This is a genomic window from Methylobacterium sp. PvR107 (assembly GCF_017833295.1).
Classification (GTDB): domain Bacteria; phylum Pseudomonadota; class Alphaproteobacteria; order Rhizobiales; family Beijerinckiaceae; genus Methylobacterium.
This window is the reverse complement of sequence record NZ_JAFIBW010000001.1, coordinates 2,489,923-2,514,888: the sequence shown is the minus strand read 5'-3', so window position 1 is coordinate 2,514,888 and position 24,966 is coordinate 2,489,923. Positions and strand designations below refer to the sequence as shown.

At 74.3% G+C, this 24,966-nt stretch carries 29 protein-coding genes; 21 read left to right on the top strand and 8 right to left on the bottom strand.

All coding sequences use genetic code 11. The annotated features are described in order from the left end of the window. Positions 1–298 precede the first annotated feature (298 nt). On the bottom strand, positions 299–1,189 hold the full coding sequence (locus tag JOE48_RS11750) for a hypothetical protein (RefSeq protein WP_210029963.1): 891 nt from the start codon (positions 1,187–1,189) through the stop codon (positions 299–301). A gap of 30 nt (positions 1,190–1,219) precedes the next feature. Here JOE48_RS11750 and JOE48_RS11745 point away from each other — a divergent pair, with 30 nt between their 5' ends. Then, a complete protein-coding gene (locus JOE48_RS11745) occupies positions 1,220–2,407 on the top strand; it encodes a phage portal protein (RefSeq protein ID WP_210029961.1) in 1,188 nt (395 codons plus the stop codon). A gap of 96 nt (positions 2,408–2,503) precedes the next feature. Here JOE48_RS11745 and JOE48_RS11740 read toward each other — a convergent pair whose 3' ends face one another. After that, complete coding sequence (locus JOE48_RS11740; protein WP_210029960.1) at positions 2,504–2,788, bottom strand: GIY-YIG nuclease family protein; 285 nt, start codon at positions 2,786–2,788, stop codon at positions 2,504–2,506. 193 nt (positions 2,789–2,981) lie between these two features. Between JOE48_RS11740 and JOE48_RS11735 the strand changes: the two genes are divergently transcribed. Together JOE48_RS11735 and JOE48_RS11730 are read left to right on the top strand one after the other, a co-directional pair. Further along, on the top strand, positions 2,982–3,488 hold the full coding sequence (locus tag JOE48_RS11735; RefSeq protein WP_210029958.1) for an HK97 family phage prohead protease: 507 nt from the start codon (positions 2,982–2,984) through the stop codon (positions 3,486–3,488). Between the two features lie 15 nt (positions 3,489–3,503). Continuing rightward, entirely contained in the window at positions 3,504–4,796 is a 1,293-nt protein-coding gene (locus JOE48_RS11730; RefSeq protein WP_210029956.1) for a phage major capsid protein, read from the top strand. A gap of 221 nt (positions 4,797–5,017) precedes the next feature. Here JOE48_RS11730 and dps read toward each other — a convergent pair whose 3' ends face one another. From dps to JOE48_RS11715, 3 genes are all read right to left on the bottom strand, one after another. After that, a complete protein-coding gene (gene dps, locus JOE48_RS11725) occupies positions 5,018–5,563 on the bottom strand; it encodes a DNA starvation/stationary phase protection protein Dps (protein ID WP_210029954.1) in 546 nt (181 codons plus the stop codon). A gap of 277 nt (positions 5,564–5,840) precedes the next feature. Next, complete coding sequence (locus JOE48_RS11720; protein ID WP_210029953.1) at positions 5,841–6,779, bottom strand: S1 family peptidase; 939 nt, start codon at positions 6,777–6,779, stop codon at positions 5,841–5,843. 118 nt (positions 6,780–6,897) lie between these two features. Beyond that, entirely contained in the window at positions 6,898–7,644 is a 747-nt protein-coding gene (locus JOE48_RS11715) for a S1 family peptidase (protein ID WP_210029951.1), read from the bottom strand. A 26-nt stretch (positions 7,645–7,670) separates the two neighbouring features. On the opposite strand from JOE48_RS11715, the gene JOE48_RS11710 reads away from it, so the two are divergent. From JOE48_RS11710 to JOE48_RS11680, 7 genes are all read left to right on the top strand, one after another. Then, positions 7,671–8,231, top strand: coding sequence for a hypothetical protein (locus JOE48_RS11710; protein ID WP_210029949.1), 561 nt, complete (start codon positions 7,671–7,673; stop codon positions 8,229–8,231). Between the two features lie 23 nt (positions 8,232–8,254). Continuing rightward, a complete protein-coding gene (locus tag JOE48_RS11705; protein WP_210029947.1) occupies positions 8,255–8,602 on the top strand; it encodes a head-tail adaptor protein in 348 nt (115 codons plus the stop codon). Next, positions 8,599–9,015: a DUF3168 domain-containing protein gene (locus JOE48_RS11700; RefSeq protein ID WP_210029946.1), complete on the top strand. Its 417-nt coding sequence runs from the start codon at positions 8,599–8,601 to the stop codon at positions 9,013–9,015. Before JOE48_RS11705 ends, JOE48_RS11700 begins: the two co-directional genes overlap by 4 nt. Positions 9,016–9,028: 13 nt before the next feature. Continuing rightward, on the top strand, positions 9,029–9,439 hold the full coding sequence (locus JOE48_RS11695; protein ID WP_210029945.1) for a phage major tail protein, TP901-1 family: 411 nt from the start codon (positions 9,029–9,031) through the stop codon (positions 9,437–9,439). 15 nt (positions 9,440–9,454) lie between these two features. After that, positions 9,455–9,799: a gene transfer agent family protein gene (locus JOE48_RS11690; protein ID WP_210029944.1), complete on the top strand. Its 345-nt coding sequence runs from the start codon at positions 9,455–9,457 to the stop codon at positions 9,797–9,799. Further along, a complete protein-coding gene (locus JOE48_RS11685; protein ID WP_210029943.1) occupies positions 9,796–10,026 on the top strand; it encodes a rcc01693 family protein in 231 nt (76 codons plus the stop codon). The genes JOE48_RS11690 and JOE48_RS11685 overlap by 4 nt, the downstream gene beginning before the upstream one ends. Positions 10,027–10,132: 106 nt before the next feature. Further along, complete coding sequence (locus JOE48_RS11680) at positions 10,133–10,705, top strand: phage tail tape measure protein (protein ID WP_210029942.1); 573 nt, start codon at positions 10,133–10,135, stop codon at positions 10,703–10,705. A gap of 3 nt (positions 10,706–10,708) precedes the next feature. Here JOE48_RS11680 and JOE48_RS11675 read toward each other — a convergent pair whose 3' ends face one another. Beyond that, on the bottom strand, positions 10,709–11,620 hold the full coding sequence (locus JOE48_RS11675; protein ID WP_210029941.1) for a TauD/TfdA family dioxygenase: 912 nt from the start codon (positions 11,618–11,620) through the stop codon (positions 10,709–10,711). 395 nt (positions 11,621–12,015) lie between these two features. Between JOE48_RS11675 and JOE48_RS11670 the strand changes: the two genes are divergently transcribed. The 3 genes from JOE48_RS11670 (at position 12,016) to JOE48_RS11660 (ending at position 14,371) form a co-directional block, all read left to right on the top strand. Beyond that, positions 12,016–12,657 (top strand): DUF2460 domain-containing protein, encoded by a 642-nt coding sequence (locus JOE48_RS11670; RefSeq protein ID WP_210029940.1) that lies wholly within the window; start codon positions 12,016–12,018, stop codon positions 12,655–12,657. A gap of 281 nt (positions 12,658–12,938) precedes the next feature. After that, positions 12,939–13,814 carry a DUF2163 domain-containing protein gene (locus tag JOE48_RS11665; protein WP_210029939.1) on the top strand — a complete coding sequence of 292 codons (876 nt, stop codon included), beginning with the start codon at positions 12,939–12,941 and terminating at the stop codon, positions 13,812–13,814. Further along, on the top strand, positions 13,811–14,371 hold the full coding sequence (locus JOE48_RS11660) for an NlpC/P60 family protein (RefSeq protein ID WP_210029938.1): 561 nt from the start codon (positions 13,811–13,813) through the stop codon (positions 14,369–14,371). Before JOE48_RS11665 ends, JOE48_RS11660 begins: the two co-directional genes overlap by 4 nt. A gap of 32 nt (positions 14,372–14,403) precedes the next feature. Here JOE48_RS11660 and JOE48_RS11655 read toward each other — a convergent pair whose 3' ends face one another. Then, a complete protein-coding gene (locus tag JOE48_RS11655) occupies positions 14,404–16,101 on the bottom strand; it encodes a methyl-accepting chemotaxis protein (protein ID WP_245252801.1) in 1,698 nt (565 codons plus the stop codon). Positions 16,102–16,256: 155 nt separating this feature from the next. Between JOE48_RS11655 and JOE48_RS11650 the strand changes: the two genes are divergently transcribed. Then, positions 16,257–20,150, top strand: a complete 3,894-nt coding sequence (locus JOE48_RS11650) for a glycoside hydrolase/phage tail family protein (RefSeq protein WP_210029937.1) — start codon at positions 16,257–16,259, stop codon at positions 20,148–20,150. 17 nt (positions 20,151–20,167) lie between these two features. Then, the gene (locus tag JOE48_RS11645; protein ID WP_210029936.1) at positions 20,168–21,148 is read left to right on the top strand and encodes a DUF2793 domain-containing protein; all 981 of its coding nucleotides are present in this window, start codon (positions 20,168–20,170) and stop codon (positions 21,146–21,148) included. A gap of 104 nt (positions 21,149–21,252) precedes the next feature. On the opposite strand, the gene JOE48_RS11640 is transcribed toward JOE48_RS11645, so the two are convergent. Next, the gene (locus JOE48_RS11640) at positions 21,253–21,807 is read right to left on the bottom strand and encodes a GDSL-type esterase/lipase family protein (RefSeq protein ID WP_312893172.1); all 555 of its coding nucleotides are present in this window, start codon (positions 21,805–21,807) and stop codon (positions 21,253–21,255) included. A gap of 78 nt (positions 21,808–21,885) precedes the next feature. Between JOE48_RS11640 and JOE48_RS11635 the strand changes: the two genes are divergently transcribed. From JOE48_RS11635 to JOE48_RS11610, 6 genes are all read left to right on the top strand, one after another. After that, positions 21,886–22,401 carry a phage tail tip lysozyme gene (locus JOE48_RS11635; RefSeq protein ID WP_210029935.1) on the top strand — a complete coding sequence of 172 codons (516 nt, stop codon included), beginning with the start codon at positions 21,886–21,888 and terminating at the stop codon, positions 22,399–22,401. Positions 22,402–22,461: 60 nt separating this feature from the next. Next, positions 22,462–23,007, top strand: a complete 546-nt coding sequence (locus JOE48_RS11630; RefSeq protein WP_210029934.1) for a hypothetical protein — start codon at positions 22,462–22,464, stop codon at positions 23,005–23,007. A gap of 74 nt (positions 23,008–23,081) precedes the next feature. Beyond that, complete coding sequence (locus JOE48_RS11625; protein WP_210029933.1) at positions 23,082–23,453, top strand: hypothetical protein; 372 nt, start codon at positions 23,082–23,084, stop codon at positions 23,451–23,453. A 1-nt stretch (position 23,454) separates the two neighbouring features. Continuing rightward, on the top strand, positions 23,455–23,679 hold the full coding sequence (locus JOE48_RS11620; protein WP_210029931.1) for a hypothetical protein: 225 nt from the start codon (positions 23,455–23,457) through the stop codon (positions 23,677–23,679). Positions 23,680–23,877: 198 nt separating this feature from the next. Continuing rightward, positions 23,878–24,249: a PepSY domain-containing protein gene (locus JOE48_RS11615; protein ID WP_210029929.1), complete on the top strand. Its 372-nt coding sequence runs from the start codon at positions 23,878–23,880 to the stop codon at positions 24,247–24,249. Positions 24,250–24,284: 35 nt separating this feature from the next. Beyond that, positions 24,285–24,962, top strand: a complete 678-nt coding sequence (locus JOE48_RS11610) for a response regulator transcription factor (protein ID WP_091717324.1) — start codon at positions 24,285–24,287, stop codon at positions 24,960–24,962. The last annotated feature ends 4 nt before the right edge of the window (positions 24,963–24,966 follow it).

Below are 24,966 nucleotides of genomic sequence, written 5' to 3'. Positions count from 1 at the left end.
CCAAAACAATACGGCGCGCCTCGCTGAGGCGCGCCGGGAGTCGGTTCGTGGTCTCTGGAACGAACTGCATCCTGTATACACGATTTCCCACGCCACGCTGTGGCGGACAGGTCACGGGATCACAATACTGGTATCGTTTTCCCAGTCCGACGGCGTCGGGGCCCAACACAGCCCGCGGGCTGTCATCGGCCGGTCGGACGATAACGCTGTTCCGGGTCGCCGCGCCCGTGATGGCGGCGCGGCCTCCAGCGATCGATGCTGTCGACCGGACGCGGAACCAGTCGCCGTCGGCGGCCCGTCACTCCGGCGCGGTCAGGCTCCGGAGGGCAGCGCGGATATCGGCCAGGGTCCCGATCAGGACGTAACAGGCGAAATCGTGGGCGCCCGAGGCGGCGTGCGCGACCGCGAAGGCGCAGCTCAGCCGGTTGGTGTCCGCACCGGGCCGGACCGCGAAGGCGGGGCGCGGCGCATCCGCCTCCTGCGCGGGCGGATTCGGGCTCCAGAAGGCCAGGGCGTGCGAGCCCTCGGGCATCGCCAGGATCACGGGACGCCGCGGATCGCCGTCGGCGGGATCGAGCCGGCTGACCGTTCCGGTGCCGCGGTCGAAGCTCCAGGCCTCGGAGAATTCCGCCGGCACGGAGGCCGCAAGGGCCTCGAAGCGCACGGCGTCGGCGGGTTCGGGCAGGACGAAGCGCGCCTGCACCTCGACCGCGTTGCCGAGACCCGGCAGGCCGAGGCCGACCCGCTTGTGCAGGATCACGGCCTTGGCCCCGGGCGGCGTCCCGGCGAGGCGGGTCTCGGTCTCGGCCCAGCTCCGGCCGAACCGCAGCCCCGTCAGCCGCTGCGCGGCCGGCACGCCGTCCTCCGGGCCGCCGCCCTCGCTCGCCGCGCGGCCGGCCTCGTCCGGGCCGACGGTGACGCGCGCCTGCAGGGCGTCCTCCGCCTCCGCGTCGGCGATGAAGGTGACGCCGTCCCAGGTCAGGCTGTCGACCGCTCCGGCGACGCGGCGGGCGAGGCGCAGGCTGAGATCCGACCGGCCGAAGGGCCGCGCCAGGACCAGGGTCCCGTTGGGCTCCGGCCAGACGGGCGCCTCCCCGGCTTCCGCCGCCGCGGCGACCAAGGCCGCGAGCGCCGCCGCGAGACACCCGTACCGGGCCGCGCGGGGGCGCGAGGGGGACCAGGGCTGCATCGCGAGACCATAGCGCAGGAACGGACCGGCATGTCGACTGTCCTCGAGAAGCTGGCGCGCCTCGCGCGCCGCGCCGCGCCCGGCGGCCCCGTCCTGGCCACCAAGGCCGCTGCGGCGCCCGCCTTCGCGCTCTACGCCGAGGGCCGGGCCAGCTGGACGCCCCGCGACCCGGCGGCGCTGGCCCGGGCGGGCTACCAGGGCAATCCGGTGGTCCACCGGGCCATCCGGCTGGTCGCCGAGAGCGCCGCGAGCCTGCCGCTGATCGCCACCGGGCCCGGCGGGCCGCGCGCGGCCGACCTGCTGGCGCTGCTGGCCCGGCCGAACCCGCGGGAGAGCGGCACGCAGCTGCTGGAGACCGTCTACGCTGACCTCCTGCTAACCGGCACGGCCTATCTGGAGGCGGTCGCCCTCGACGGGCGGGTCGCGGCGCTCCAGGCCCTGCGGCCGGGCCGGATGCGGATGCTGCCGGGGCCCGACGGCTGGCCGGCCGCCTATGTCTACAGCGCGGGCGGGCGCAACCGCCGGTTCGATCTGCCGGCCCCCGGCGAGCCGGCCGTGGCGCCGATCCTGGCGCTCGCCCTGTTCCACCCGGCCGACGAGACCGGCGGCCTCGCGCCGATCGAGGCCGCCGCCACCGCGCTCGACATTCACAACGCCGCGAGCGCCTGGAACAAGGCGCTCCTCGACAACGCCGCCCGGCCGTCCGGGGCGCTGGTCTTCGCGGGGGCGAGCCTGTCCGAGCCGCAATTCGAGCGCCTGAAGGCGGAGCTGGAGGCGAACTACCAGGGCGCGGCCAATGCCGGCCGGCCGCTTCTGCTCGAGGGTGGCCTCGACTGGAAGCCGCTCGCCCTGTCGCCGCGAGACATGGATTTCGTCGCGGCCAAGAACGCGGCGGCCCGGGAGATCGCCCTGGCCTTCGGGGTGCCGCCGCTCCTGCTGGGGCTCCCCGGCGACAGCACCCATTCCAACTACGCCGAGGCGAACCGCGCCCTCTACCGTCAGACCCTGATCCCCCTGGCTAGCCGCACCGCGCGGGCGCTGGCCGGCTGGCTGGAACCGGCCTTCGGCCCGGTGGACCTGGAGCCCGACCTCGACCGGATCGAGGCGCTCGCGGGCGAGCGGGAATCCCTCTGGCGCCGGGTCCAGGCCGCCGACTTCCTGACGGTCTCCGAGAAGCGCGAGGCGGTGGGCTACCCGCCGGAGCCGCCGGGGGGCTGAGGGGGATGCGCCTGCCAACGGGTTCGAACTACGATGCTTGCGCCCCGTCATTGCGGGCTCCGCTGCGCGGCGCCGAGATGACGGGGCGGGTCGTTATCAGCCCGTCCATCCCGACGGCGTCTCGTATAGATCCGACCAAGCCGGGTTCATCTCCTCGATGAGCCGGATCTTCCAGTCGCGGCGCCACGTCTTGAGCGCGTTCTCCCGCTCGATCGTCTCGACGATGCGGTCGTAGGGCTCGTACCAGACGAGCCGGGTCACCCCGTAGGTCGCGGCGAAGCCGGGGCTCAGCCGGCTGCGATGCTCGTGAACCCGCCGCGCGAGGTTGTTGGTCACGCCGAGATACAGCGTGCCGTGCCGCCGGCTGGCGAGCAGCGACACGTCATAGGCCGTCGCGGTCCGGGTCCCCGCCTCAGGACCAGAAGCCTAATCGTACCGGGTGGCGCATGGTGCCGACATTCCGGGACCGTCGTTACGGCCCGGCGCCGTCGCGCCCCCGGGACCGGCCGATCCGCTCCGCGGACCTCCGGCAAACTGCACCGCTCACGATCGCCCCATCCCCGAGGACCCCGCCATGGACGGCCATTTCACCGGCTACGCCAGCCTGTTCGGCGTGCCCGATCTGGGCCGCGACGTGGTGATGCCGGGCGCCTTCGCGGCGAGCCTTGCCCGGCGCGGGCCGGCCGGCGTGCGGCTGCTGTTCCAGCACGATCCGGCCGAGCCGATCGGCCGCTGGCTCACCCTCCGCGAGGATGCCCGCGGCCTCCGGGCCGAGGGTCAGCTCAACCTCGACGTTCAGCGCGCCCGGGAGGTCGACGCGCTGATGCGCCAGGGCGGCCTCGACGGGCTGTCGATCGGCTTCCGCACGCTGCGCGCTGGGCCGGGCGCGGGCGGCGCGCGCCGGCTCCATCAGGTCGATCTCTGGGAGATCTCGCTGGTGACCTTCCCGCTCCAGCCGGGGGCCCGGGCGAGCCCGGCTCCCGGCGAGGATCCCCTGGTGGCGGAGATCCGCGGCCTCGCCCGCCGGATCGCCCCGTCCCGCCGGCCGGTTCCGTCCCTCCGGCTCCGACACCCCTCCTGACGACGAGGTTTCGCCATGGATGCCAACACCCTGACGGCCAGCTCCGACCTCGAGACCAAGGGCGGCCTGCCCGATCTGGAGAACAAGGCCGCCCGGCCCGAGGGCGGGCCGATGCGCTCGGCCCTCGACGAGCTCGCCACCGCCTTCGCGGCGTTCAAGGAGACGAACGAGGTACGCCTCGGGGCGATCGAGGGCCGGCTCGGCGCCGACGTGCTCACCGAGGAGAAGCTCGCCCGCATCGACGCGGCGCTGGACGCCGCCCGCACCCGCCTCGACCGGATCGGCCTGGAGCAGGCCCGGCCGCCGCTGGGCCAGCCTGGGCCCCGGGGCGATGCGCTCGCCCAAGAGTACAAGGCGGCCTTCGACCTGTACGTGCGGGCCGGCGAGAGCGCCGGGCTCAAGCGCCTGGAGGCCAACGCGCTGTCGGCCGGCTCGGGGCCGGATGGCGGCTACCTCGTGCCGGACACGATCGAGCGCACCGTGCTGACGCGTCTCGCCCAGGTGTCCCCGATCCGGTCGATCGCCAGCGTGCAGCAGATCTCGGGCGCCCAGTACAAGCGCGCGATCTCGGTGGGGGCGCCGGTCACCGGCTGGGCGGCGGAGACGGCACCGCGGCCCGAAACCGCCGCGCCGGCGCTCTCGGAGATCGCGTTCCCCGCCATGGAACTCTACGCGATGCCGGCCGCCACGCAGACGCTCCTCGACGATTCCGTGGTCGATCTCGACGGGTGGCTCTCGGCCGAGGTCGAGACCGCCTTCGCCGAGCAGGAGGGCATCGCCTTCGTCACCGGCAACGGCGCCAGCCGCCCGCGCGGCGTCCTGAGCTACGACACGGTCGCCAACGCCGCCTGGGTGCCGGGCAAGCTCGGATTCGTCGCCACCGGGGCGGCGGGCGGGTTCCCGTCGACCAACCCGGCGGACGTGCTGTTCGACCTCGTCTACGGCCTGCGGGCGGGCTACCGCCAGAACGCCGGATTCGTCATGAACCGGCGCACCCAGAGCGCGATCCGGAAGTTCAAGGACGCAGAAGGCAACTACCTCTGGCAGCCGCCGCTCGCCGCCGGCCGGTCCGCGACGCTGATCGGCTTCCCTGTGACGGAGGCGGAGGCGATGCCGGATCTCGGAAAGGACAGCCTGTCGGTGGCCTTCGGCGACTTCCGCCGCGGCTACCTCGTGGTCGACCGCACCGGCATGCGGGTGCTGCGCGACCCGTACTCGGCCAAGCCCTACGTGCTGTTCTACACCACCAAGCGCGTCGGCGGCGGCGTGCAGGATTTCGACGCCATCAAGCTGTTGAAGTCCGGCTGAGCCGGGCCGGCCGGTGCGGTCTCCGGCGGCGCCCGTCCCGAGCTCGGCTCAATCCCGCCGTGACATCAGGGGCACGCTCTCCCGGATAGCCGCGACGGGGCTGTGCCGCCTCCCGAGACGGGGCGCCCCGACCGTGTGTTCAGGACGTGCCCGGCCGATCGGCTGGGCCCATTTCGTATACCGGTCTGCGCCCCGCCTGCTGGCGGGCGGGGCGGATCGGCCTAGCGCCCCGAATTGCCGTCGCGCAGGGTGCCGGTCGGCTCCTGCACGTGGGCCTCGAGGAACCACAGGTGCTTGTCCACGGCCCTTGAGATCTCGGTGAACAGGTCGGCCGTGTCCGGATCGCCCGCCTCGTCGGTCTCGTCGATGTTCTGCCGCACCGCGTTGGCGTAGGCGGCGTAGCTGTCGATCAGCGCGGCGATGTGGTCGGCGATGGCGTAGATGCCCGTCGGGTAGGCCGGGAGCTTCGTGCGCTCGGCGACGGCCTGGGTCGAGCCGAAGGCCGTCGCGCCGAGCTGCACCGCGCGCTCGGCGACCGTGTCGTTGAGCTCGTCGAGCTGGGTCCGGAACCCGTCGAGCATCTCGTGGACGCCGATGAACTGCGGTCCCTTGAGGTTCCAATGGGCCTGCTTGATCGCGAGCGCCAGATCGATGCCGTCCGCCAGCCGGGCGTTGAGCGCTTCGATCGAGACCTTCTTGGCGTTCGAATCCGTGTTGTTGCGGGTCTTGTGCGTCCGCGGGGTATTGCTGGTGCCGGTGTCGGCCATGCTCTCGCTCCGTGAGCCAGTGAGGTGGTGAGGTTCGGATTCGAAAGTGTCGATGCGGCCTCAGGTTCCCGCGGGGGCGACGGATCCCCGGACGATGAGCGCGGCCGCACATGCGGACGCGGTGGATTGGTGCCGCGGCGTGGGCGGGTCTCGCGGGCGCTTCTCAGGGCGCCGGGCAGCTGCGGTCCTGGCGAATCCGACCCGCATGCCTCACCCGAGATGCGCGTGCATCTCGGGTGAGGCATGCGGGCGGGTCGGGCCGGGGCCGGCGACGGCTCTAGCGGTGCCGGCCCGGGCGCGCCATCCAGTCGGAACGGTTGCCGCGCGGCAGCGCCTCGCCCACCTGGATCCGCGACAGCTCCGCCGATCGGGACGCGATCCAGCCGGCGTGCTCGGCCACCGGCGTCACGGCGGTGAAGCCGCCGCAGGCGGTCCGGCGCGCGCCCTGCTGCAGGGCGCCGCTCGACCAGCTCACCACGCCGACGATCCGGTAGCCACCGGGGCCGCCGGCCAGGATCGGGCCGCCGGAATCGCCGAGGCACGCCCCGGCCCCCGAGGTCTCGGCCATCCGCCGCCGGTCGGTCACCACGGTCACGCGATTGGCGACCTGCAGCGAGCCGATCGACACGAGATGCGCCAGCCGCAGGACGCGCGCCGAGTTCCGCCGGTTCTCCGCCACGACGCCGAAGCCCGCGATATCGACGGGCGCGCCGTTATCGATCGAGGCGGCCCCGCGGGGATCGAGGGGCATGTAGTCGGTGCCCAGCGGCTGCTCGAGCTTGAGCAGCGCCAGGTCGACGCCCGGCTGGTCCTCCGGCGTCGTGCCGGGGACGAAGTCGGGGTGCATGGTCGCGGCGATCACCGCGGTCCGCTGCTGGCGGAAGCCGCGGTCCACGCTGATCACCGTGTAGCCGGCCGGGCGCATCACGCAGTGGGCGGCGCTGAGCACGAGGTCGGGCGCGATCAGCGTGCCCGAGCAGATCTCGCCCTCCGTGCTCTCGATGCGCACCACGAAGCTGCGCGCCCCGTTCGGATCCCGCGTGGTGGTGCCGTTGATCACCGCCGCGGCGGGGGCCGGCATCAGGCCCGCGACCGTGCCGAGCAGCGCCGCGCCGAGGAGGCCGCCGCCCAATCGGCCCGCGAGGCCGCCGCGCAGGACACGCTCGCGCAGGACACGCTCGCGAAGGCCGGCCTTGCGGATCGGGCGAGGGGACATCGGGCACTCCGGGGGGGCGCGGGTGAGGGACGCCGTCCGAGGGAGCGCGGCGCCGGGTGAGCCTAGAGCAAGGCAATGTCCCGGCCAAGCTGAGGTTCCCCGCGGATGAGCTCGGGTTCTACTCCGCCCAGCGGGCGCTGCGGCCCCAGCCGCCGAGCCTTTCGTCGATCCAGCCGCGCTGCGGTCCCAGCAGGACGCCCTGCGTGAGGCCGCCGCAGCTGCCGCCGATCCAGGCGGACAGCGCCAGCACCGCGCCGTCCGGCGCCGCGATCGGTCCGCCGGAATCGCCCTGGCAGGCGCCGCCGGCTTCGCCCCGCAGCCAGACCAGGATCCGGCTCGGCCCGTAGGGCTCGATCACCGGCAGGGCGACGCTGCGGTAGGTGCCGGTCGAGCGCGGGTCGCCGGGCCTGGCGGCGCCGTAGCCCGACAGGGTCAGGCTGTCGCCGGCCCGCGGCATGGCGGCGCTCAGGGTCGCGGGCGCGAAGCGGGCCGGCAGCGGTGTCGCGGTGCGCAGGAGCGCGAGGTCGATGGAGCGGCGCCGGGCCTTCGCGGCGCCGGCATCGTAGCCCGGATGCACCGCCCGCGCGGCGATCTCGACGAGAACGGGCGCGCCGGCCGCGTCGCGGAAATGGACGCGGTGCTCGCCCGCGGCGGCGCAATGGCCGGCGGTCAGCACCGTGTCGGGGGCGAGCACCAACCCGGTGCAGACGCCGCCCTTCGACGACAGGACCATCACGGCCCCGCCGGGGGGTGCCTCCGTACCGCCGACGATGGCCCGCGCCGGCACGGCCGCGAGCAGCAGGCAAGCCGTCAGGGAAACCGTCGCGACGGCGAGGGCCGCCGGGCGGCGCTTCGAAACCAGCATCGACCACCCTTCGAGAGAGACGCGCGATGATCCCGTTACGCATCGACGCCGCCGCCGTCGAGCCGGTGAGCGTGGCCGACCTGCGCGCCTACCTGCGGTTCGAGTCCGACGACGACGGCGCCGAGGACGCGCTGCTCCAGGCCCTGATCACCGCGGTGCGGGCCAGCCTGGAGAGCGAGACGCGCCGGATCCTCGTCCCGGGCCGCTACCGGATCGCGCTCGCCGCCTGGCCGGCCGACGGGCAGGTGCCGCTGCCGCTGAGCCCGCTGGTGACGCTCCTGCGCGCCGGCTTCGCGGAGGCTGGGGGCGTCACCGACCTCGCCGCCGGGCTGGTGCGCCTCGGCCCCGACCCGGTCGAGGCGCCGGGCCTGCTGATCGATCCGGCCGCACCCGATCCCGCCGGACGCACGATCCTGATCGAGGTCGCGGCCGGGTACGGGGGCGACGGGCCGCCGGTGCCGGCGCCCCTGCGCCTCGCGATCCTGCGGCTCGCGGCCGCCCGCTACGAGCATCGCGGCGACGAGCCGGACGCCGCCCGCACCGACGCCGCCGACCTCGCGGCGCCGTTCCGCCGGATGCGGCTGTGATGGTCCGGTCCGGAGCCTCGGCGATGGCCGCATCGCGCCCGCCCCTCGGCGCCCGGCGGCGTCGCTTCGTCCTCGAGCGTCCCTTGGAGGAGCCCGACGGGTTCGGGGGCGTCCTGCGCTGCTACGTGGCCGGCCCGGTCCTGTGGGGCGCGCTGGCGCCGGCGAGCGTGGTCGACCGGACAGCCGGCGGCCGGACCGACGCGCGGCCCGTCTATCGGATCACCCTGCGGGGCCGGCCCCGCCTCGACCCGACGATGCGGCTCGTGGCCGGCCCCCGCCGCTTCGCGATCCGCGCCGTCACCGAGCCGGATGCGCGGGGCTGCGCTTGCGTCTGCCACGTCGAGGAACTGCCGCGGGAGAGCCTGCCGTGAGCGATCCGAGCCCGCTGCTGGCCTTGCGCGCCGGCCTGATCGCCCGCTTCTCCGCCGATGCCGGCCTCGCGGCCCTGCTCGGCGGACACGTGCGGCTCTACGACGAGCCGCCGCGGGGTGCGCCGCCGGTCTACGCCCTGTGGGAGGACGCGGCGATCGAGGACGATGCCGTGGACGGGGCCGAGCGCCACCGCCACAGCCACGCGATCGCGGTGATCGCGCAGGCCGGCTCGGTCCGGACCGCGCTCGACGCCGCCGCGCGCATGGCCGCGCTGCTGCGCGATACGGGCCTGCCGCTCGCCGGCTGCCGGCTCGTGACCCTGCGGGTGCGCGCCGTCAGGGCCCGCCGCGACGCCCGGACCGGCGAGGCCCGGGCGAGCCTGACGGTCGAGGCCGTCACCGAAATCCTGTGAGGGGAGGGAGCCGATGGGCGCGCAGATGGGCAAGGACCTGCTGATCCGGGCCGGGGACGGCGCGGGCGGCTTCGTGGCCGTGGCGGGCCTGCGGACCCGGCAGATCACGCTCAACGCCGAGACCGTGGACGTCACCAACGCCGATTCCACAGGGCGCTGGCGGGAGCTGCTCGCCGGCGCCGGCGTGCGCCGGGCCGCGATCGCGGGCTCCGGCGTTTTTCGCGATCAGGCCTCGGACGCGCGTCTGCGGCTGATCTTCTTCGAGGGGGCGATCGAGACCTTCCAGATCGTGGTGCCGGCCTTCGGGATCCTGGAGGGCCCGTTCCAGATCGCGAGCCTCGAATACCGCGGCGATCATGCCGGCGAGGTCACCTTCGACATGAGCCTCGATTCGGCGGGCGCGCTCGCCTTCGCGGCGGCCTGAGCCCAGGGGAGTCCCATGGTCAACCGGATCCGCGGCGCGGTGCCGCTCGATCTCGCCGGCGAGCGCTACACGCTCTGCCTCACCCTCGGGGCGCTGGCCGAGCTGGAAGCCGCGCTCCAAGCCGGCGACCTCGTGGGACTCGCCGCGCGCTTCGCGGGCGGGCGGGTCTCGGCGCGGGACTTGATCGCCCTGCTGGGGGTCGCCCTGCGGGGCGGCGGCCACGACCTCGACGACGCGGCGGTCGCCCGGCTGCCGCTGGCGGGCGGGCTCGACGCCGTCTCGGCGGCCCTCGGCGACGTGCTGGCGGCGGCCTTCGGGGAGGCGCAGGGTCCGGCAAACCCTCCGCGGAGCCGTCCGTGACCGCGCCGCGGTCGGGGGCGGCTCATGACCCGGCCGGCTTTCCGTGGGACGACGCCCTGGCGCTCGGCCTCGGGGTGCTGCGCTGGCGGCCGCAGGAATTCTGGGCGGCGACGCCCCGGGAGTTCGCCGCGGCCCTCGGCCGTCGCGCCGGTCCGGAGCCGCTGAGCCGCGCCGCCTTCGAGCGCCTGCTCGCCGCTTTTCCAGATCCGGACGCCGCTGAGCCCTGACATCTGAGCCGTCCACAAGCGTGGGCGCTCCCGCGCTCGACCTCAGGATCAGGGGGATGGGTGGGACGACCCGGATTAGAGCCTTCTCCACGACAGGGCCCGCCCGATGACCGAAACCGAATCCGACACCCCGGCTGCCGCGCGGATCGCGCAGCTCGAAACCCTCGACCGGCTCGCGCAGAATTTCGGCCGCAGCCTGGACGCGGCGCTGACCCGGGGCGCCGCCTCGGGGCGCAGCCTCGACGGCGTGCTGACCACCATCGGCACCCGGCTCGCCGGCGCGGCGGCCCGGGCGGCGGGCGGCTCGATCCAGTCGGGCCTCACGGGCCTGATCAACACCCTGATGGGTGCCGGATCCGAGACCGGCTTCGCCCGGGGCGGCGTGTTCCGGGGCGGGCGGGTCCAGCCCTTCGCGGCGGGCGGGGTCGTGGCCGCCCCGACCTACTTCCCGATGGCGGGCGGCACCGGCCTCATGGGCGAGGCCGGCCCCGAGGCGATCCTGCCGCTGGGGCGCGGCCCGGATGGCCGCCTCGGCGTCGCGGCCGGGGGCGCCTCGGCCCGCCCGGTCTCGGTGACCGTCCACATCGCGACTCCCGATCCGGCGGCCTTCCGCCGCTCGGAGGCGCAGGTGACTGCGAGCCTCGCCCGGGCCGTGGCGCGGGGCCAGCGGGCGACGTGAGGATCACGCCGCCTCCCGGGCCTCCATGTCCCGCGCGCGGCTGCGGCGGCCATCGACGCTCACCGGGGCCACGCCCTGGATCGTCACGCGCCGGACCACCCGGGGCTCGTCGCCGTAATCGTCCACCGCGCGGTGGACGGTCGCCCGGTTGTCCCAGATCGCCACGTCGCCTTTCCGCCAGGACCAGCGCACCGTGTTCTCGGGCCGGGTCGCGTGGTCGTGGAAGATCGCCAGCAGGTGCTGCGAATCCGCGGTGGTCAGCCCGAGAATGCGCCGGATGAAATGCCCGACGATCAGGGAGCGCTCGCCGGTCTCCGGATGCACGTGGACCAGCGGGTGCTCGGTCTCGAACACCGTCTTGGTGAAGACCTCGTCGTAGCGCCGCCGCCCGGCCTCCGAGACGTTCACCCGCCCGCCGACATAGTCGTAGACGTTGGAGTGCAGCGCCCAGAGCGTGTCGGCGAGGTCGCGCAGGGGCTCGGGCAGGTCGGAATAGGCCGCCGCCGTGTTCGCCCAGAGCGTGTCGCCGCCATAGGCCGGCAGCGTCACCGCGCGCAGGATCGAGATCGCCGGGTAGGCCGGCACGAAGGTCACGTCGGTGTGCCAGGAGTTCGCCCGCTCGCCGCGGCTGCCGTCGAGGTCGAGCACGCCCGCGGTGCCCGCGAGCGACGGCACGGTCGGGTGCGGGACAAGGTCGCCGAGGCGCCGGCCGAACGCCTCTTGCCCGGCCTCGTCGAGCGTCTGATCGCGGAAGAAGACGACCTTGTGGGTTGTCAGCGCCTGCCGGATCGCCGCCACGGTCCCTGCCTCGAGATCGCCCGAGAGGGCGACGCCGCGGATCTCCGCGCCGATGCGGCCGGCGACGCGGCGGATGTCGAGGGCGGATGCGTGGAGGGGCTGAAGGATGGCGCTCATCGGAAGGCTTTCCTGACAGAACGGCGTCGCGTCGTGCCGATCGCGCGCGATGAACCGGGATGTGCGGGCCGAAAGGACTTCGGAGGACATCCGCTTCGGCGTGACGATCTTCGATCGACCGCCGTCGTTTGTCGATAAACGACACTTTTGATTTTCCGCCTCCGCCCGGAAGACTTTTTTCAGCTGCTTCGATCCGGCAGCGACAGCATTCCCCGACGCCGCCGGGTCCAGCCGAGGCAGGACACCGCGATCGTCCTTGCGAGCGGAGCGAAGCAATCCAGGAGCGCCCCGTTCACCGATGGCGCGCAGCCCTGGGTCGCTGCGCTGCGCGCGAGGCCGGCGGTGGCGCGGATGATTGGCGCGGCCCTGTCGCGACGCGAACCGGAGGGCCCGCCATGGCCGACGACTTCCACGAGGTGCTGTTCCCCCTCGACGTGTCCCTGCGTGCCGGCGGCGGCCCGCAGCGGCTGACCGAGATCGTGACCCTGGCCTCGGGCCGGGAGCACCGGAACGGCCGCTGGGCCGATTCCCGCCGCCGCTACGATGCCGGCTTCGGCCTGCGCGGCCTCGACGCGCTGCACGCCGTGCTGGCCTTCTTCGAGGAGCGCCGCGGGCGTCTCTACGGATTCCGCTTCCGCGACCGGGTCGACGGCCGCTCCGGGCCGCCGGGCCGGCCGGTCGGCCCCCTCGACCAGCCGCTCGGCACGGGCGACGGGGTCACCGCCACCTTTCCGCTGGTGAAGACCTACGGCGCCGGCTTCGCACCCTATCGCCGCCGGATCGCCAAGCCGGTGGCCGGCAGCGTCCGGGTGGCGGTCGGCGGCCGGGAGGTCGGGCCCGACGCCTTCGCGTGCGATCCCGCCACCGGCCTCGTCGCCTTCGCGGCCGGCCACGCCCCGGAGCCGGGCGCCGCCGTGACGGCGGGCTTCGCCTTCGACGTGCCGGTCCGCTTCGACACCGACGACCTGACCATCGACCTCGCGGCCTTCACGGCGGGCGAGATCCCGAAGGTGCCCCTCGTCGAGATCGTGCCGTGAGATGAGGGTGGTCCGCCCTATCAACCGCGTCACCGCGCCGCGTGTTCGGCCTCGTCGTTCCGGGGCGCCGCAGGCGAGCCCGGACCCGGAGGCGGGCAACCCAGAGCCGCTGGTGGTGCCATGACCCGGCGCGTCGGCGGATCCGGATCCCGGGCTCCGCCGCGCGGCCCCGGGATGACGGCGACAGGCGGCCAAGGTGGTCGAGGCCGTCCTGCGCGGACGCGCGCCAAGCGGTCATGAAACGTCTGCTTCCTGCAATTCCGGGCCCTGAGGGGGGCGCCATGCGTGACATCCCGGAGGCCTTCGCGGCCCATCTCGCGGGGGGCGTGACCACCCTGTGCCGCTGCTGGTCCCTGCGGCGGCGGGACGGGGCCACCCTCGGCTTCACCGACCACGACCGCGACCTCACCGTCGCGGGCCTCGTCCACGAGGCCCGGACCGGGCTGGAGGCAGCCGAGGCCAGCGCCGAGCTCGGCTTCGCGATCTCGGGCGGCGACGTGGCCGGGGCGCTCAGCAGCCTCGGCCTCACCGAGGCCGACATCGCCGGCGGCCTCTACGACGGTGCCGCCGTCGAGACCTGGCTGGTCGACTGGACCCATCCCGAGACGCGGCTGCTCCTCGACCTCGCCACGATCGGCGAGATCCGCCGCGAGGGCGACGCCTTCGTGGCGGAGCTGCGCGGTCTCACGCACCGGCTCGACGCCGAGCGCGGCCGAACCTACCGGGCCACCTGCGGCGCCGAACTCGGCGATTCCCGCTGCCGGGTCGACCTCGTCCCGTGGCGCACCACCGGCCGCGTGACCGGTGTTCCGGAACCCGCAACGCTCTCGGTCGCGCTCTCCGGCGGATTCGCGGACGGCCTGTTCACCGGCGGCCGGCTGACCTGGACGGAGGGGGCCAATGCCGGGCACGCGGCGGATGTACGCCTCCAGCTCGGAGCCCTGCTCGAACTCTGGAGCGCGCCGCCCCGGCCGGTCGCGGCCGGCGACGCCTTCACCGTGACCGCCGGGTGCGACAAGCGCCTCGCCACCTGCCGCGACCGGTTCGCCAATGCGGTCAACTTCCAGGGCTTCCCGCACTTGCCCGGCAACGACGCGGTGATGCGGGCGGTGCCGGGCTCGGATCACGTCCTCGACGGCGGGAGTCTGTTCCGATGAGCGCGATGCGGCGGGATGTCGGCGCGGCGGCGCTCGGCGAGGCACGCCTCTGGCTGGGCACGCCCTACCGGCATCAGGCCTCGCTTCGCGGGGTCGGCTGCGACTGCCTCGGGCTGCTGCGCGGGGTGTGGCGCGGGCTCTACGGCGTCGAGCCGGAGGGGGTGCCGCCCTACAGCGCCACCTGGGCGGAATCGGTAGCGCCCGGCACCGACCCGCTCGGAGCGGCGGCGGCCCGCCACCTCGTGCCGGTGGCCGGTTCGCCCGCAGCCGGCGCGCAGCGCGCGGGCGACGTGCTGCTCTTCGCCTTCCGCCGCCACCTGCCGGCCCGGCACTGCGCCATCGCCACCGGCGACGGCGCGATGATCCATGCCCATGACGGCGCGGTGGTCGCCGAGGTGGCGCTGACCGCGTGGTGGCGGCGGCACCTGACGGGGGTGTTCCGGTTTCCGGGGAGCGGATCCGGCCGCAGCGATCCGGTCGCCACGGTCGGCTCGACGCCGAAGACGTCCATGACCTTGCGGCCGGTCGCGTCGCGAAGCTTCGATACGCGCCAATAACGCGATGGGGGAAACGGTGCGGACCGGCGCCGTCACGCCGCCCGCACCGTGGCCAGGAAACTCGCGACCTCGCCGCGCAGCGCCGCGAACTGCCGGGCGAGTTCGTCCGCCGCGCCGAGCACCTGACCGGATGCGGTCTCGGTTTCCCCGGCGGCTTCGGCGACGCCCGTGATGGTCCGGGTCACCGCGTCGGTGCCAGCGGCGGCCTGCGCCACGCTCTGGATGATTTCCCGGCTCGCCGCGCCCTGCTGGCTGATCGCCGTGGCCATCGCGGCGGTGACGGCGCGGACCGCGTGGATCCGCTCGCTGATCGTGGTGATCGACAGCACCGCCGCGTCGGTCGAGTTCCGGACCAATCCGATCCGTTGGCCGATCGTCTCGGTCGCCCGGGCGGTCTGGGCGGCGAGGTCCTTGACCGCGCCCGCCACCACCGCGAAGCCGCGGCCGGCCTCGCCGGCGCGGGCCGCCTCGATCGTTGCGTTGAGGGCCAGCAGGTTGGTCTGACCGGCGATCTGCGCGATCAGATGCACGACGTCGGCGATCTCCGCCACTGCCGCGCTGAGGGCGCCAACCTGGCCGGTGCTCTGCTCGGCCTCGGTCACCGCCGCCTGGGTCAGGCGCGCCGACTCGTCCGCGCTGCGGCCGATCTCGGCGGCCGAGACCCCGAGCTGCTCGGCCGCGACCGCTGCGGTGTTCACCGTGCGGGCGGTTTCCTCGGCTGCGCCCGCCACCATCGTGGATTGCTCGGCCGTGCCGCGGGCGGTGATGCTCATCGCCGACGCGGTCACCCGCAGCGCGGCTGCGGCGTCGCAGACCGTCCCGACGATCCCGCCCACCGTCGCCTCGAACGTGTCAGCCAGGGCCGCCATGGCGCGCCGCCGTTCCGCCGCGACCGTCGCGTCCACCACGCGCCGGCTCTCGGCCTCGGCGGCAGCGCGCTGGGCGACCAGGGCGCGGATGCGATCGACGGCGTGCGCGACGGCGCCGATCTCGTCGCGCCGCCGCTCTCCGGCGATCCGCGCCTCGGTATCCCCGGCGGCCATCCGCTCCAGGCTCGCGACGAGGCGGCCGAGCGGGCGGCCGATGCCGAAGATGCCGACCGCGACGGCGGTGGCGAGCCCGGCGAGCAGGCCGAGGCTCGTGTACGTCCAGAGGTCGCGGCGCATCCCCGCGATCTGCCCGGCGAGATCCTGCGCGCCGGCCCCCATGCGGTCGCTGATGCCCTCGCTGAGCGCGCTGGTGCTTCGACCCAGGTCCGCGACGATCGGATCGATCTTCTGGTGCATCAGGGTGAGGGCGTCGGCGTTGAGGTTAACTTCCCCGAGGATGCGCGCCTCCGACACGTCCGAGATGTAGCTTTCCACGCGGCCCCGTAGCGTGTCGACCTGGTCCCTCAACTCGGGCGCCTCCGCGATCAGGGCCGCGAAGGTCTGCCGGAGCCCGATCACCGCGACGTCGAATTCCTGGCTCGCCTGCTGGATCCGCTCGGCCTCGGTCTCGGCGATGACGCGATAGATCGCGTAATTGGTCTGATGGAACAGGCGGATGATCTGCCGCGCGCCCTCGGCCATCTTCGCATCGTGGTCGATGAAGCGCGTGTACTGCCGGCCGATCGCCTCCATGCGCCCGGTCTCGTGCCAGATGCAGCCGCCGACGATCGCCCCGATAACCAGGACAATCAGGACGATCTTGTGCAGTATCTTCGGTTTGATCCCGAGCTTTACGGTCATCGTTCTGCGACTTTCGGTACGGTTCGCCGCTGAGGTGTCGTCATTCGGAGTTGAGCGACGACGGATCATGGGTTGAATCGGTCAATCTGACTTGCGGTCTTGCTGCGATCCTCTCCATTTATCGGTGCAAAGTCTATTCCATCCGGAGCCTTGCCATGGCCACGCTGATCCTGTCCTCGGCCGGCACGGCCCTGGGCACCGCGCTGGGCGGCCCGATCGGCGGCATGCTCGGGCGGGCGCTCGGATCCGTGGCGGGCGCGGCGCTCGGCGGCGCGCTGTTCGGCTCCGGGCGGCACACCCGCTTCGTCGAGGGGCCGCGGCTCGCCGACGTGGCCGGGCTCACCTCGACCGAGGGCGACCCGATCCCCCGCATCTACGGCCGGGCCCGGATCGGCGGCACCCTGATCTGGGCGACGCGCCCGCTGGAGGTCGCCAACACCACGGTGGCGCGCGCCGCCGTTCCGGCCAAGAGCCTGGGCGGCCAGAAGACCGTGACCACGCGCTACGCCTATTTCGCCAACCTCGCGGTCGGCCTGTGCGAGGGCGAGATCGCCTGCGTCCGTCGGATCTGGGCGGACGGCAGGGAGATCGACCAGGCCGGCCTGACCCTGCGGGTCCATACCGGCGGCCCGGACCAGGCGCCCGACCCGTTGATCGTCGCCAAGGAGGGGCCCGAGAACGCGCCGGCCTATCGCGGCCTCGCCTACGTGGTGTTCGAGGCCCTGCCGCTCGCCGATTTCGGCAACCGGGTCCCGCAATTCGCCTTCGAGGTGATCCGCCCGGTCAACGGCCTGTGCGGCCGGATCCGCGCCGTCGACCTGATCCCCGGGGCGAGCGAGTTCGGCCTCGATCCGGACCGCGTCACCGTCGATCTCGGCCTCGGCCGGACCGAGGCCGCCAACCGGCACCAGCTCCAGCGCAGCACCGACGTGATCGCCTCCCTCGATGCGCTCCAGGCGCTCTGCCCGAACCTGCGGCGGGTCGCCGTGGTGGCGACGTGGTTCGGGTCGGACCTGCGGGCCGGGGCCTGTCGGGTGGTCCCGAAGGTAGAGGGCCGCAGCAAGCGCGCGCTGCCGGCCGATTGGCGCGTCGCCGGGATCGGCCGCGCCGAGGCCGAGATCGTCTCGCTCCTTCCGGACGGCAGCCCATCCTACGGCGGGACGCCCTCGGACGATGGGCTGACCCGGCTCGTGGCCGAGCTGGCCCGTCGCGGGCTTGAGGTGGTGCTCTACCCGTTCGTGATGATGGACGTGCCGGCCGGCAACGCGCGGCCCGATCCGCGCGTGCCCGGCGCGACCCAGCCGTCCTATCCCTGGCGCGGGCGCATCACCTGCGATCCGGCGCCCGGCCTGCCCGGGAGCCCGGACGGCACTGCTCTGGTCGACGCGCAGGTCGCGGCCTTCTTCGCGGGCGGCTACCGGGACGCGGTGCTGCACTACGCCGACCTCGCCGCAGGCTGGGCGTCGTCCGGCGTGCGGATCGCGGGCTTCATCCTCGGCAGCGAGTATGTCGGCCTGACCCGCCTGCGCGGCGCGGCCGGCTACCCGGCCGTGCAGGCGTTCCGCGATCTCGCCGCCGCCGTGCGCGACCGCCTCGGACCGGGGGCCGCCCTAGTCTACGGGGCCGACTGGACCGAATACGGCGCCGATGTCCGCGACGGCGGCGCCACGCTGCGCTTCCCGCTCGACGACCTGTTCGCCGATCCCGCCATCGCGGCGGTCGGGATCGACTGGTACCCCCCGGTCTCGGATTGGCGCGACGCGCCGGACCATGCCGACCTCGCGGTCGCGGGCGACATCACCGACCGCGCCTACCTCAAGGATCGGGGCGCCTCGGGCGAGGGCTTCGACTGGTACTACGCCGACGCGGCCGGTCGCGCCGCCCAGGACCGCAGGCCGATCGAGGACGGGGCCTACGGCAAGGCCTGGATCTACCGGCCGAAGGACCTCCTGGCGTGGTGGTCGAACCCGCATGTCGAGCGCGACGGCGGCGTCGAGACCCGGGCCACCGCCTGGGTGCCGATGGCTAAGCCGATCTGGCTCACCGAGATCGGGGTGCCGGCGGTGGACAAGGGCACGAACGGGCCGAACGTCTTCCCCGACCCGAAATCCATCGAGAGCGCCGTCCCGCCGGAATCCCGGGGTTTGCGCGACGAGCTGATCCAGCTCCGCGGCGTCGCCGCGGTGATCGCGCGCTTCGATCCCGCCGCGCCGGGCTTCCGCGAGGCCGACAATCCGGTCTCCCCGGTCTATGGCGGCCGGATGGTCGACCCGGCGGCGCTCCACGTCTGGGCCTGGGACGCGCGGCCGTTCCCGGCCTTCCCGACCGTGCGCGGGCCCTGGGCGGATGCCGGCAACTGGCGCATCGGCCACTGGATCACCGGGCGGATCGAGGGCTGCGACCTCGACCTGCTGGTCCGGCAGATCCTCGCCGAGTTCGGCTTCGACGCGCCGGTCTCCGTGGAGGCTGCGGCCTATCTCGACGGCTACGTCATCGACCGGCCGCTCACGGCCCGCGGCGCCCTGGAGACCCTGGCGCAGGTCTACGGCCTCGACGTCTCGGCGGTGGCCGGCACCCTGCGCCTGCGCGGGCCGCGCCGCGACCGGCCGGTGGTGCTCGCCGAGGCCGAGCTCGTCCGGCTTTCCGAGGACAGGCCCGTGCTCCGGCAGGTCCGCGCCGAGGAGAGCGCCCTGCCGCGCTCGGTGGAGCTCGGCATCACCGAGTCCGAGAGCCCGGATTACCGCCGCGCCGCGGCGGCGGCCGCGCGGCCGGCGGGCGACCGGCGGCGCGAGACCCGGATCGAGGCGGCGATCGTCACCCGCTGCGAGACCGGCGACGGGCTCGCCGAGGCGCTGCTCGACCGGATCATCGCGGCCCGCGACAGCGCGGTGTTCACGGTCAGCCCGCGCCGGGTCGCGCTGGAGCCCGGCGATCTCCTGGCGGTCCCGGCGGACGTGCCGGGCGGCACGGTGCTGCGCAAGATCGACCGGATCGACGACGCCCCCACCGGCCGCCGGATCGAGGCGAGCGGCGTGCCGCCGCGCGGCGGCCCCGGGCGGGCACTCGCCCGCAGCCCGGCCCTGCCGGCGCTCGCGCCGCCGGCTTTCCCGGGACCGCCGCTGGCGCTCGCCCTTGACCTGCCGGTGGATCGGGGCAGCCCCACGATCCTGCAATACCTCGCGGTGGCGGCCGAGCCCTGGCCGGGGGCGGCCGCGATCTGGCGCGCGGACGGCACGGGACCGCTCGCGCTCCACGGACGCGTCGACTACCCGGCCTGCCTGGGGCGCACCCGCGCGGCGCTCCCGGCCGGACCGCTCTGGCGCCTGCAGCGCGGCGTGACGCTCGACGTCACCCTGCGTCGGGGCAGCGCGCTCGCCTCGGTGGGCACGGCCGCAATGCTCGCCGGCGGCAACCTGTTCGCGCTGATCGGCCCGGACGGCGCCGTCGAGCTGCTCGGCGTCGCGCAGGCCGTGCTCACCGGAACCGACACCTACCGGCTGTCCGGGCTCCTGCGCGGGCTCGCGGGCAGCGAGGAGGCCGCCGGCCGGGACACCCCCCTGGGCAGCCTGATCGTGCGCCTCGACGACGGCGCGGTGGTCCCCCTGGTCGAGCGGCTCGACGAGGCCGGACGGGGTTTCCGCTACCGGATCGGCCCGGCGGGGAGCGACCCGGGCGATCCGGCCTTCACGGAACTCGCGGCCACCGCCGGCCTCGCGGCATTCCGGCCGCTGCGGCCCGTGCACCTGCGGGCGCGCCGGGAGGCGCAGGGCGTGCGGCTCTCTTGGATCCGCCGGGCACGCCGCGACGGCGATTCCTGGGAGCCGGCCGAGATCCCGCTGGACGAGCCGGAAGCCTACGCGGTGACGCTCTTCTCCGGGGACACGGCCGTCCGGACGCTCCGGGCCGAGGCCCAGAACCTCCTCTACGCCGACGAGGCGGCGGATTTCGGCGGGCCGCAAACCAGCCTCGACCTGGCCGTGGCGCAGATCGGCGCCGTCGCCGGCCCCGGGCCCGCCCGCCGTGTCCGCATCCCCGTCCGCTCGGCCTGAACGCCCGGGAGCCCGCCATGTCCGACACCACGCCCCATCTCGGCCTGCCGCTGATCGCCGCGAGCCAGGCCCAGAAGCACGTCACCCACAACGAGGCGCTCGGCCTGATCGACGCGCTCGCGCAGCTCGCCTGCCTCGACAAGGACCTGATCGCGCCGCCGCCGGGCCCCGCGGAGGGCGACCGCTACCTCGTGGCCGCGGCCGATCCCGGCGGCGCCTGGGCGGGCCTCGCGGGCCAGATGGTGCGCTACGCCGACGGCGTCTGGACTGGTGCGGCGCCCCGGGCCGGCTGGCTCGCCTACCTGATCGACGAGGCCGACCTCTACGTGTTCGACGGCGCCGCCTGGACGAGCTTCCGCCGCACCCTCACGGCCGTCCAGAGCATCAGCCGCCTCGGGATCAACACGGGTGCCGACGCGACCAACCGCCTCGCCGTCAAGGCGGACGCGGCGCTGCTGACCTGGGACGATGCGACGCCGGGCAGCGGCGACATGCGGATCTTCGTGAACAAGCGGGACGCGACCCGCGACGCCGCCCTGGTCCTCGAGACCGGCTACGCGGCGCGTGCGCTGCTCGGGCTACTGGGGAGCGACGATGTTTCCCTGAAGGTCTCACCCGACGGCGCCGCCTTCGCCACCGCGCTCACCGCCTCGGCCAGGACCGGCGGAATCGATTTCGCCTCCACCGAGACGTCGCTAGCCGCCGCTGCCACCACCGATCTCGGCGGCACCGGCACGCGGCGGGTGCTCGTGACCGACGCGGGACGGATCACGCGCTTCGGCACCGCGGCCGATCGCGAGCGGTTCGTGCGCTTCACGGGCGGCGCGACCCTGGTGCACGATGCGGAATCGCTGGTTCTGCCGACCCGGGCCGACATCGTGACGGCCGCGGACGACACGTGCATCGCGCTCTCGGATGCCGCTGGCCGCTGGCGTGTGTGGCACTATCAGCGGGCCGACGGGACACCCCTGGCGACCGGCGCGCGCCGCGCAGCCTGAGCGGTTTCGTGCCCCGTCATTCCGGGCTCGCCTTCGGCGCCCCGGAATGACGGGCCACGCTCGAGCGCTCCGCTCGCAGGGACGATATCGGTGCCCGAACGGGCTCACCCGGGAACGAGCGCCCGGAGCAGCGCCGGCTCGACCGCCGCGTAGCCCGCTTCGTTGAGGTGGATGCCGTCCTCGGTGAATCCGCGGGCCAGCGCCCCTGAGGCGTCGGCCAGCGGCGCCTGATAGTCGATCAGGCTGGCCGCGCCCGCGTCGCAGAGGGTGCGCAGCCACCCGTTCAGGACGCGGATGCGCGCCACCGGCCGCAGCTCGCGACGCCAGCCCCAGAAGTCGCTCGGCATCACGGTGCCGATCCAGAGCGGCAGCCCGGCCTCGAAGGCCAGCCGGGCCATGGCCAGGATGTTCGCGGCGATCTCCCGGTCCGGGACCGGGCCCCCGATCGCCGCGATGTCGTTGATCCCGCAGAGCAGGTGGATCCCCCGCGCGCCTTCGGCGTCCCGGAGGAACCGCGCCCGGATCTGCCCGCTCGTCTGGCCCGGGACGCCCCGGGCCACGAAGCCGTGCCGCGCGAAGGTCTCGGCCCGCACGACGCCCCAGGCGGCGGTGATCGAGTCGCCGATGAACACCAGCGGCCGGTCCTGTCGGCTTCCCACGCGTCCTCCCTCGGCGCCGCGCCCTTGCCGCCGCCATAGCCCGGTGCCGTCCCGGGCGCCACCGACCGGAGCACAGCCATGCCGACCACCGGAACGGCCCGGGCACCGGGCGACCTCTTCGCAACCGAATGCGCCCGCCTGGGCCCCCGCCTCATGCGCGATCTCGGCCTGACCGACCTGCAGGCCGCGGGGCTTCTGGGCAATCTCGGCCACGAGAGCGGCGGCTTCCGCCAGCTGCAGGAGATGGCGCCTGCGGTGGCGGGCTCCCGCGGGGGCTGGGGGCTCGCCCAGTGGACCGGCCCGCGGCGGGTGGCCATGGAGGCGTGGTGCCGGGCGCGCGGCCTCGATCCCGCCGACCCGGAGGCCGGCTACGGCTATCTCCGCGCGGAGCTGCGCGGCACCGAGGCCGCCGCGCTCGAAGCCCTGCGCGCCGCCGCGACCCTCGAAGCCGCCACCGCGGTGGTCTGCCGCCGCTTTGAGCGCCCCGGCGTCGTCGCGCTGCCGAGCCGGCTCGCCTGGGCGCGCCGGGCGCTCGCCGCCCTGCGCGCTGCCGCCGCGCCGATCGCCCTGGGCAAGCCGCCCGGCCGGCGCTGAGCCTCCACCCGTTCCCGAGCCGGCCGGGTCCGCCGCGCGATCAATCCTCGGAGATCGACCATGACGCACCGTTTCCGTGTGGCGCTGGCCCTTGCCTGCGTGGCCCTCCCGTTCGCCGCCCTGCTGTCGCCGGCGCACGCCGCCGGCGCGGTGTCTGCCCGGGGGGTGAGCCTGCCCTGGGGCGACTGGCTGACCGGCCTGCTCCAGCCGGTCTCGGCCTTCCTCGTGCCGCTCGCCGCCGCGGCCGTGACCGCCGGCATCGCCCGGGTGGCGCCCTGGGCCGCCTCGGTTCTGACCCGCGACCGGGTCGAAGCGGCGATCCGGGCGGGGGCCGAGTTCGGCCAGAACGCCGTGGCCGGCGCCGCCAGGGGCCGGACCGTCAGCGTCGATCTCGGCTCCGCGGTGGTCGCTGCCGGCGCCCGGCACGTGCTCGCCACAGCGCCCGCCCGCGTCGTCCGGTCGGCCGGCGGGGCGGAGGGGGTCGCAGCCCGGATCTTCCGGGCCCTGCCGCTCGACCCGCAGGCGAGTGCCGCAAGCGTGCTCGCCCCGGCGCTTGCCGAGCTGCGCGCGCACGACGGCCGGCAGGGGGCCGCGCGGCAGGGCTGAGGCCGCGTCCCGCGGGCGGAACGATCACGCCGGGCGGTCCCGCCCGGCGCCGGCCGGGAAAGGACGCGCCTGCCATGACCGATCTCCGCGCCCCTGCGCGCCGGGTTGCCAAGCCTGCTTCCAAGCCCGCCGCCATGTCTCCCCAGGACGGGGCGGGCCCCGGCATCGCCCTCGGGGGGAGGATGCGGGCGATCCGCTTCCCGCCCTTCTGGCACGCTTGGTTCGCCCGCCAGACCGAGCCGCGCCTCGCCGCGCTCGACGAGATGGTCGACGCGCATGTCGAGCGGCGGGCGCTGCGCCGCTATCTGAGTCGGCTGAAGCACGCGACGATGCTGGCCTTCCTCGGCGCCGCCGCGGCGGCGCACTGGTTCTCGGACCAGATCGCCTGGATCGTGGAGCGGATCCCCGCCCTGCGGTCACTCTGGAACCTCGTGGTGGGAGGGTGAGATGCGCCGGCTGTGCTGGGATCAAATCCTCGACCGCCTCTGGCTGGCCGCCTCCGGGGCGGCGGCTTTGGCCATCGCGCTCGATCTGGGCGCGCAGGTCGGGCTGCGTGGCTGGTCATCGGACGGCGCCGTCCTGACCGCGCAGGCCGCAGCGCCCGGCTCGCGGCCGACCTCGAACCGGCCCGACCGGGGATGTCGGGAGGCCACCGGGCGAACGTTTCCCTGAGCCGTCCTGCATCGCCTGTGTGAACCGGCGCCGGCGGTGGAACCGAGCCGGGCCGCGGGCCGTAGTGCCGGCACGATGCCGCCCGCCACCCTGACGCACAGAACAGAGTCTTCCGGTTGGCCCGCCGGCTCCGACGCGAGACGACAACAGCCACGTATTCAGGGCGCATTCAGTGCCCGCGGCCCACATCTCGTCCCAATGCGCTACGCCATCGCCCTGGTTGCCATCAGCCTGACCGCCGCGGCCCTCGCCGCGGGCGGCCTCGGCTCCATGGCCGACGACGGGCCGGCCCCGCAGACGGGCGCGGTCTCCAGCCAGGCACCCCTGCGGGTCGAGGCCTGCCTGTCGCCCGCCGACATGCGCGAGGAGGTCGGCGAGCGGCGGGTGATCCCGCCCGTGGCGGCGATCCGCGCGGCCCGCTCGGTGATCCCCCGGGCCGAGATTCAGCGGGCGAGCCTGTGCCGTTACGAAGACACGCTCGTCTACATGCTCACCGCCTTGCGCCGGGACGGGCATTTCGTGCACGTGATTGTCGATGCGCGCACCGGCACTGTCGCGGGACAATATTGAGCGGGCGCCCGACCCATCGTGAAATGGAGTGAGCCGTGCGTCTGCTCGTCGTGGAGGATGACAAGGACATCAACCGGCAGGTGGTCGCCGCGCTGGAGGAGGCCGGCTACGTCGCCGACAAGGCCTATGATGGCGAGGAGGGCGGCTATCTCGGCGAGAGCGAGCCCTACGATGCCATCATCCTCGACATGGGCCTGCCCAAGGCGGACGGCGTCACCGTGCTGCAGAAGTGGCGCCGGGCCGGGGTGAAGACCCCGGTGATCATCCTCACGGCCCGGGACCGCTGGTCCGACAAGGTCGACGGGTTCGATGCCGGGGCCGACGACTACGTCACCAAGCCCTTCCATATGGAGGAGCTCATGGCGCGCGTCCGCGCGCTCCTGCGCCGGGCCGCCGGGCACGCCTCCAGCCAGATCGCCTGTGGGCCGGTGACCCTCGACACGCGCTCCGGCAAGGTCTTCGTCGACGGCGCCCAGGTGAAGCTGACGAGCCACGAGTACCGGCTGCTCTCCTACCTGATGCACCATACCGGCCGGGTCGTGTCCCGGGCCGAGCTGACCGAGCACCTCTACGACCAGGATTTCGACCGCGACTCGAACACGATCGAGGTATTCGTCGGGCGCCTGCGCAAGAAGCTCGCGGTCGACCTGATCCAGACCGTGCGCGGCCTCGGCTACCTCGTGGATCCCAACCAGCCGCCGGCGCGGGTGTGACGGC

Bases quoted from the DNA above. Each gene is read 5' to 3' on its own strand.
- JOE48_RS11750 (WP_210029963.1), bottom strand. From the start codon at position 1,189: ATGCAGCCCTGGTCCCCCTCGCGCCCCCGCGCGGCCCGGTACGGGTGT.
- JOE48_RS11745 (WP_210029961.1), top strand. From the start codon at position 1,220: ATGTCGACTGTCCTCGAGAAGCTGGCGCGCCTCGCGCGCCGCGCCGCG.
- JOE48_RS11735 (WP_210029958.1), top strand. From the start codon at position 2,982: ATGGACGGCCATTTCACCGGCTACGCCAGCCTGTTCGGCGTGCCCGAT.
- JOE48_RS11730 (WP_210029956.1), top strand. From the start codon at position 3,504: ATGGATGCCAACACCCTGACGGCCAGCTCCGACCTCGAGACCAAGGGC.
- dps (WP_210029954.1), bottom strand. From the start codon at position 5,563: ATGGCCGACACCGGCACCAGCAATACCCCGCGGACGCACAAGACCCGC.
- JOE48_RS11720 (WP_210029953.1), bottom strand. From the start codon at position 6,779: ATGTCCCCTCGCCCGATCCGCAAGGCCGGCCTTCGCGAGCGTGTCCTG.
- JOE48_RS11715 (WP_210029951.1), bottom strand. From the start codon at position 7,644: ATGCTGGTTTCGAAGCGCCGCCCGGCGGCCCTCGCCGTCGCGACGGTT.
- JOE48_RS11710 (WP_210029949.1), top strand. From the start codon at position 7,671: ATGATCCCGTTACGCATCGACGCCGCCGCCGTCGAGCCGGTGAGCGTG.
- JOE48_RS11705 (WP_210029947.1), top strand. From the start codon at position 8,255: ATGGCCGCATCGCGCCCGCCCCTCGGCGCCCGGCGGCGTCGCTTCGTC.
- JOE48_RS11695 (WP_210029945.1), top strand. From the start codon at position 9,029: ATGGGCGCGCAGATGGGCAAGGACCTGCTGATCCGGGCCGGGGACGGC.
- JOE48_RS11690 (WP_210029944.1), top strand. From the start codon at position 9,455: ATGGTCAACCGGATCCGCGGCGCGGTGCCGCTCGATCTCGCCGGCGAG.
- JOE48_RS11680 (WP_210029942.1), top strand. From the start codon at position 10,133: ATGACCGAAACCGAATCCGACACCCCGGCTGCCGCGCGGATCGCGCAG.
- JOE48_RS11675 (WP_210029941.1), bottom strand. From the start codon at position 11,620: ATGAGCGCCATCCTTCAGCCCCTCCACGCATCCGCCCTCGACATCCGC.
- JOE48_RS11670 (WP_210029940.1), top strand. From the start codon at position 12,016: ATGGCCGACGACTTCCACGAGGTGCTGTTCCCCCTCGACGTGTCCCTG.
- JOE48_RS11665 (WP_210029939.1), top strand. From the start codon at position 12,939: ATGCGTGACATCCCGGAGGCCTTCGCGGCCCATCTCGCGGGGGGCGTG.
- JOE48_RS11660 (WP_210029938.1), top strand. From the start codon at position 13,811: ATGAGCGCGATGCGGCGGGATGTCGGCGCGGCGGCGCTCGGCGAGGCA.
- JOE48_RS11655 (WP_245252801.1), bottom strand. From the start codon at position 16,101: ATGACCGTAAAGCTCGGGATCAAACCGAAGATACTGCACAAGATCGTC.
- JOE48_RS11650 (WP_210029937.1), top strand. From the start codon at position 16,257: ATGGCCACGCTGATCCTGTCCTCGGCCGGCACGGCCCTGGGCACCGCG.
- JOE48_RS11645 (WP_210029936.1), top strand. From the start codon at position 20,168: ATGTCCGACACCACGCCCCATCTCGGCCTGCCGCTGATCGCCGCGAGC.
- JOE48_RS11635 (WP_210029935.1), top strand. From the start codon at position 21,886: ATGCCGACCACCGGAACGGCCCGGGCACCGGGCGACCTCTTCGCAACC.
- JOE48_RS11630 (WP_210029934.1), top strand. From the start codon at position 22,462: ATGACGCACCGTTTCCGTGTGGCGCTGGCCCTTGCCTGCGTGGCCCTC.
- JOE48_RS11625 (WP_210029933.1), top strand. From the start codon at position 23,082: ATGACCGATCTCCGCGCCCCTGCGCGCCGGGTTGCCAAGCCTGCTTCC.
- JOE48_RS11620 (WP_210029931.1), top strand. From the start codon at position 23,455: ATGCGCCGGCTGTGCTGGGATCAAATCCTCGACCGCCTCTGGCTGGCC.
- JOE48_RS11615 (WP_210029929.1), top strand. From the start codon at position 23,878: ATGCGCTACGCCATCGCCCTGGTTGCCATCAGCCTGACCGCCGCGGCC.